The organism is Puia sp. (assembly GCF_036500295.1).
In the GTDB taxonomy this organism is placed as follows: domain Bacteria; phylum Bacteroidota; class Bacteroidia; order Chitinophagales; family Chitinophagaceae; genus Puia.
The window spans coordinates 1-6,866 of the sequence record NZ_DASYCH010000083.1; the positions used below are offsets into that span (position 1 = coordinate 1).

At 59.4% G+C, this 6,866-nt stretch carries 4 protein-coding genes; 2 read left to right on the top strand and 2 right to left on the bottom strand.

Going from position 1 to position 6,866, the window contains the following annotated elements:
* Both VGM48_RS16265 and VGM48_RS16270 read left to right on the top strand, forming a co-directional pair.
* Nucleotides 1-1,315, top strand: a 1,315-nt coding sequence (locus tag VGM48_RS16265) for an alginate lyase family protein (protein WP_331580988.1), incomplete at its 5' end; no start/stop codon positions are given.
* A gap of 111 nt (nt 1,316-1,426) precedes the next feature.
* Nucleotides 1,427-3,976 carry a S8 family serine peptidase gene (locus tag VGM48_RS16270; protein WP_331580990.1) on the top strand — a complete coding sequence of 850 codons (2,550 nt, stop codon included), beginning with the start codon at nt 1,427-1,429 and terminating at the stop codon, nt 3,974-3,976.
* A gap of 21 nt (nt 3,977-3,997) precedes the next feature.
* On the opposite strand, the gene VGM48_RS16275 is transcribed toward VGM48_RS16270, so the two are convergent.
* Together VGM48_RS16275 and VGM48_RS16280 are read right to left on the bottom strand one after the other, a co-directional pair.
* Entirely contained in the window at nt 3,998-4,852 is an 855-nt protein-coding gene (locus VGM48_RS16275; protein ID WP_331580992.1) for a hypothetical protein, read from the bottom strand.
* A 15-nt stretch (nt 4,853-4,867) separates the two neighbouring features.
* On the bottom strand, nt 4,868-6,866 hold a 1,999-nt coding region (locus VGM48_RS16280; protein ID WP_331580994.1), incomplete at its 5' end, for a rhamnogalacturonidase.

The following is a 6,866-nucleotide window of genomic DNA, read 5'->3' on the forward strand; positions in this document are numbered from 1 at the left end:
CATCGTCAGCGAGTGGCTGGGGATCGTCTATTATGTCTATGCCGACGGCCGCAAGGAGGTGCTGCTCGATACGCATGAGCAGAAGAGGAATACCGCGGACATACATTATGATCAGTCGACCCATATCCTTTATATCCCCGGGTTCAATACCAAGACCGTATCGGCCTGGAGGCTGAAAGGAGGTGGAACGGCGGCCATTCTTCGGGATCCGGGGCAGCTGGACCTTTGGCGACAAAAATGGCAAGCCGGCGATCCGACGGCCCGCCAACTCATCAACCAACTAAAAACCCAGGCCGATCAATTGATCGGCCTGCCGCTTTTATCGGTCATGGACAAGGACATCGTCCCGCCCAGCGGCAGCAAACATGACTATATGAGCCAGGCGCCCTATTTCTGGTATGATAGCAGCAAGCCCAACGGCCTGCCCTATATCCGCCACGACGGCCGGCGCAACCCCGGGATAAACAAGATCACCGATCACCATAACCTGGCGGAGCTCGGCGGCCAGGTCCAGACGCTGGCCCTCGCCTGGTATTTCACGGGAGAGCGCCGTTATGCCGACAATGCCGCGCAACGGCTGCGCCACTGGTTCCTCGACGAGGCGACCCGGATGAATCGCAACCTCGAATATGGCCAGGGCATCCCCGGCATCAATACCGGCCGCGGTATCGGCATCATCGAGACCATTCCCCTCATCGGCATTGCCGATGCTGCTACGCTCCTGGAAGGTGATGCGGCCTGGACGGCTGGCGACGCAAAAGGCCTTCGCTCCTGGTATGCCCAGTATCTCGACTGGATGCTGACCAGCAAGAACGGCCGGGAGGAACACCAGGCCGCCAACAACCACGGCACCTGGTATCTCGCACAGGCCACCGCCATCGCCCTTTACACCGGCGACCTCGCAAAGGCCCGCACGCTGGCCGGAGAAGGGAAGGCAAAGATGGATCACCAGATAGAAGCCGACGGCAGGATGCCCGAAGAACTGGCCCGCACCAACGGTCTCGGCTATAGCACCTACAACCTGCAAGCGTTCTTCACCCTGGCCCGGCTGGCCACCCGCGCGGGCGTCAACCTCTGGCAGTATACCGATAGCCGGCAGGGCAGTATCCGGTCCGCCTTCGACTGGCTCCTCCCCTACGCCCTCGACCAAAAGAAATGGGATTACCAGCAGATCGGTGGCTACAACAAAGAAGAGATCTACACCCTGCTCCTCCAGGCCTACCCCGTGTACGCCGATCCGAAATATCTAGCCGACGCCCACCTGATCCATCCCAATGGCGGCAACCCCGTCGCAGAACTCTCCTGGGGTCTCTAATCATCTCCACTTACTGGAAAATGGGTAATTATCCGGCGGCAAGCCGGATACTCTGCTTTCTTCGTATCTTCTCTATCCGCTATTCGCTTCTCAAAACCAAAACACCTCTTTATGAAACGACTTCTACCCGGCCTTGCCGCCATCTTTTCTCTATGTATTCTTCTGCCCCGCCCGACATCCGCCCAGGTCCATGGCGACCCTGCCTTCCCCGGAGTCGCCGCAGGGACAAACATCACAAAATCGTCCTCGACCCTGAGCCCCGATCTGCAACGCCTCGCCGGTACTTCGACAAAGACCACCGCCAACACAAAGGCGGTTACCGCCCTGACCAAACCCAACCCGCCCGGCGTCGGCGACTTCACGCAGTATATGCAGATACGCGGGAATAATATCCTTATCGACGTCACCGCGAAGGAAGACATCGCCACCGCGTCCGCCGAACTCCGGCAACTCGGCGCCACCATCACGTCGACCTATGGCCGCGTCATTAGCGCCACCATCCCCATCAGCGCCCTCGGGCAACTGGAAGGCGCTTCCGGCATCCGCTTCGCCCGCCCGGCCTACAAGCCGCTGCACGTCGGCAGGCGCAATACGGTAGCCCATCCCGCGGCCGCGCCAAAACCCACACCCGTGATAAGCCAGGGCGACACGGCACAACTCTCCTATCAGGCCCGCAAAAAATATAAGGTGGATGGCAGCGGCGTCAAAGTCGGCATCCTTTCCGACAGCTATAACAACCTCGGCGGCGCCGCCACCGGCGTAGCCCACGGCGAACTCCCCGGCCCCGCCAACCCCTTCGGCTATAAAACACCGGTGCAGGTCCTTTCCGATCTCGACAGCACCGGCACAGACGAAGGCCGCGCCATGATGGAGATCGTCCATGACGTCGCCCCCGCCGCGACCCTCGCCTTCCACACCGCCGACAACGGCCAGGCCGACTTTGCCAACGGCATCCTCCAGCTCGCCAACCGCGGCTGCGCGGTCATCGGTGACGATGTCGCCTATTTCGCGGAACCCTTCTTCCAGGACGGCATCATCGCCCAGGCCGTGGACGAAGTAAAAAGCCGCGGCGTCACCTATTTTTCCGCCGCCGGCAACGAATCGATAAAAGCTTATGCAAGCCCCTACCAGCCGACCAATGTCGCCCCGCTTGGCACAGATGCCGGGACGGCCCATAATTTTAGTGGCCCGGGTGACCCACCCCGCTATTTCCAGCCTATCTATATCCCACCGGGCGGGATCTTTATCAGCAGTTTCCAATGGGATCAATCTTCTTTCTCAGCCAGCGGCGTCGGCGACTCCACCGACATGGACATGTATCTACTGAACAGCGCCGGCCAGGTCGTTGCCTTCGGCGCCAGCGACAACATCGCCAGCGGTGATCCCATCGAGGTATTCGGCTATCAGAACAACACCAAAGACGTCACGTTCTATTTGGTGATCCTGAAATTCTTCGGCCCCGATCCGCAGAACCTGAAATATATTCTGTACGACGACGCGCTTTTCTATCTCACCAATCCGGCGATCCCGGGCATCCTCTCCCCCACCATCGTCGGCCATGCCAAGGCAGCCGGCGCTATCGCCGTGGGTGCGGCCTTCTATCTTCAGACACCGCCCTATGGACTGGACACTCCCGCTATCGAGGGCTTCTCTTCCGTCGGTGGCGTACCCAACTATTATGACGTCGCCGGCAACCGCATCGCCCCGCTGATCCGCGCCAAACCCGATATCACCGCGCCCGACGGCGGCAACACCTCCTTCTTCGATCCCTTTGGCAATGGGGACATCTCGGAGGATAAAGACAGCTTCCCCAACTTCTTCGGCACTTCCGCAGCCACCCCTCATGCCGCCGGCGTAGCCGCCCTCATGATCGACGCCCAAAAGCTTCATACCATCACCCCCGCGCAAATAAAAGGCGTCCTCCAGGCAAACACCTGGGATATGGACAACCCCTACACCACGGGATTCGACAAAGGCTTCGACTTCGCGTCGGGCTACGGGCTGATAAAAGCGACGGGCGCCGTGGGCGAGGTTAAATTCCCTAACAATTATGTCCAACCGCTAAAACTGCAGCCGCTCTGCTCCGCCAATCCATCGACAACCCGCAACTGGCAGATCAGCAACCCCAACCCCTTCGAGGTTCCGGTCACCTGGTTTGTCGTCGGTTCTAACCAGCATGGCAGTTTCATCGTTCAACCCGGTGACACCACGTTCTCGACCCCGACCCTCGTCCTTCATAACTTCCCGCTGCCCATGGTCGCGGTCATCAGCTGGCAGGATAACTTCGACTTCCCCCGGCTCGACCTCGCCTATAGCACAAAGGCCGTCTGCGGCAAGGATGCCGTTTCCGTCGCCAACAGCGACCAGTTTGGCGCAACCACGGCAACCGGCAAGACGCTTACGCCGGATGGCAAGCCGACCCTCGCCGAAGTCTATCCCAACCCTTCCACCGGTGTCTTCCGGCTTTATCTGTCGCTTGACCAGCCGCAGGACGTCATCCTCAATCTCTACAGCGCCGACGGCCGTCAGCTTCAGACCCGGCGGGTATCGGCGGCGATGGGCGCCTTCGATATCGATGCGTCGGCTTATCGCCCGGGTATCTACTTCCTGAAAGTTATCCAGGGAGGAGACGTCAAAACCATAAAATTGGTAAAGAAATAAAATAAAAAGGGGAAACGGACGCTAGTCCGTTTTCCCCTTTGCTATGTAGAAATCGTTGAATAGAACCGTCTCATCCCGCAACGCACTTGGGGTATCGAGGCTCCGGTAGATGCCCCATTTCGGCCGCACGAAGGTCGTTCCGTTGCGCCACATATCGATATTCGTGTTGCTGTACGACAACAACACCGAATCATCGCTCAGCCGGTGGATCGTCAGACTGTACGACCCCGCCGTCTGATAGATGATATGTTCCTCCGCCCGCACCCAGGCTCCTTTAAAGGGCGCCAGCGGCACCTGGAGCACCGTCCCAAGACTCGTCGTGCTGCTCGATCCCGTATGGATCACCTGCATCTTGTCCGGGTTGCCCTTGCGGGGCGTGAGCGTGATGATCGGTGCGCCGTCATCGCCATCGCCCGCTTTGATTTGGTGGATATGCGTGAAGTTCGGCGAGGCCTGGAAGCCCGAGTCCAGCTTGAAGATCCACGCATGGGTCACCGTGTCGCCCAGGAATCCCTTCAGGCTGTCCGGCGACGGGCCATAGGTCTTGATCTCGTTTCGTTGCCGGTCAAAGGCTACGCAACGGTCATTGTCCGGTGTGACATGGATGTAAAAGGCAAAGACATAACAACGTAATGTACTGTCATACACTTCGGCGATATGCCGGCCGAAGGCGGGATGCGAACAATCCGGCACTTCTTCGGCCGATCCGCCCAGCACGCTGTCGATCAACTCGTAGGTGTTACCCGGTCCGTTGGCTTTTAACAACACCCCGTGTTTGGGTTTCAATTCGTTTTGGATGGCCCAGAACAATTTGCGGCAGGAGATCAGCGCCGCCAGCACGACCAGCGGCACGCAGAAGATAAGCGTCTTTTTCATATTGAAAGGTTTGGTTTACTCTACCTTTTTCAGCCCGGTGACATCATCATATACGAAGGGCGGCCGCGCATCCGGGGTCAGCGTACTCACCTCCACATCCCGCAGATACAGCCCCTTCACATGCCGCATAAAAAATCCATAGTCGGGCATCACGCCCCACCGGTACGGCTCGGGATAGTCTTTTTCAAATTCCGGCACCTTGCGTTTCGCCATCTCCGCCGTCCCGCCGCCCTTGTAGTAGATACGGATATCGCTCATGCGCAGGTCTTCGATCGGATGTCCCGGGATCCCGCTGATGATCGACCCATGGCGCCAATCGGCGTTGTAGACGACGATATTGCTCAGGATGATCCGGCGGCAGACGCCTACGGCCATGCTGTCCGGCGCCCGCATCCGGGCTCCCAGGCGGATATAGATCGGCGCGTTCACGATGTCCCGCATCGTGATATTGCTGATGGTCACATCTTCCAGCAGCCCGCCATCGACCGTCTCGAGCGCCAGTCCCCGGGAGTAGTCGAACACGCAGTTGGTGATGGTCACATTCTTGAATCCGCCATTCGACTCCGTCCCCATCTTGATGCGGCCCGTCGTCGTGCTGTCGGAATATTTTTTATGGTTGCGCGTAAACGTACCGTCGAGCAGACTGCCGAGATCGTAGCCGCTGACCTGGCAGTTGGTGATCGTGACATTCTCCGTGGCCCGTGCATAGCCGAGACCAAAGCTGCTCTTCAGACAGATGCCGTCGTCAAACGGGGAGTTGACCGTGCAGTTGGACACGCGGACGTTCTTGCAGCAGTCAATATCGAAACCGTCCCGATCGGTATCCACCTTCATATTGTCCAGCGTCAGGTTGTCGACACCTGTGGCCAGCACCGCGAAATGCCCGCCATGCAGCACCGAAACATCCCGGATCGTGACGTTATAGCACAGCTTCAGCGCGATCGTTTTGTTCCCGCCGCCTTCGGGGACATTGGTGCTCCGGGTAAGCCCCCGGCCCCAGATGCGCCCCGGGCCCAGGATCGAGATATCATGGAGTCCCTCGCCATAGATCAGACTGTTCATCCAGTGGCTGTGGCCGAAGTCCTGGTACTGACTAAAGGCATTCGGCTCGGGGCGGTCATAACCGGTCTTGTTCACCGGGTCCGCCGCGATCAGCGTAGCGCCCTGCTCGAGATAAAGCGAGATATTGCTTTTCAGATGGATCGTATAAGAGAGATAGTTGCCCGCGGGAAAATAGACCTGTCCCCCGCCCGATGCCGCGGCCGCTTCGATGGCCCGCTCGATCGCGTCCCGGTCATTGTGGACCCCATCTCCCGTCGCGCCGTAGGCGCGGATATTGTAGACGGCGCTTGCCGCCGGTTCGGTCATCTTCGCCAGCCAGCCCCCGCCCGCCGCCAGATCAAGCTCCACGACATCATCCGGCGTATAAGACCCCTTCTGCCGCATCATGCCGGTTATCCCACCCGCGGAATCCGTCCGGCCACCCGTCGAGTCCATCGCTACAAAAGCCTCCACGCGTCCGGAGGCGCCGACGGTCTTGCGTAAAAAGCTCAGCGGGATGGGCAGCTTCCGTGGCGTCGTCCCATTCATCACCGCCACAAACCATTCCTTTCCCTTCCGCCGCGCGAAGGCCGCCAGCTCGCCGATCTCCGAACCGGGCAGCACGATCGTCTCATCATAGGCCGAAGGGATCTCCCGGATGATATCCACCGCCGGGCTCGCCAGCAGCTTTTCGGGATTGGCGGCATAGGTCAGCATCGGCTCGCCGCCGAGGATCACGGCGCTGGCCAGTTGATGTACGGTCGAGGTATTTTTACGCCGTTCGCCAAAATGGACGACCGTATATTCTGCCGGACCCGCCAGCAGGCGCGTAAAAGGAAGTGTCGTCTCATGGGTGGCCCGGTCAGCCAGGCGGCTCGACTCCATTCCCCGGACCGCTTCGCGGGTCATCTCGTTAGGCCAGGTACGGGAGAGGCCCGTCGGTTTATTGCTGCCATGGAAGTCGACCAGCAGA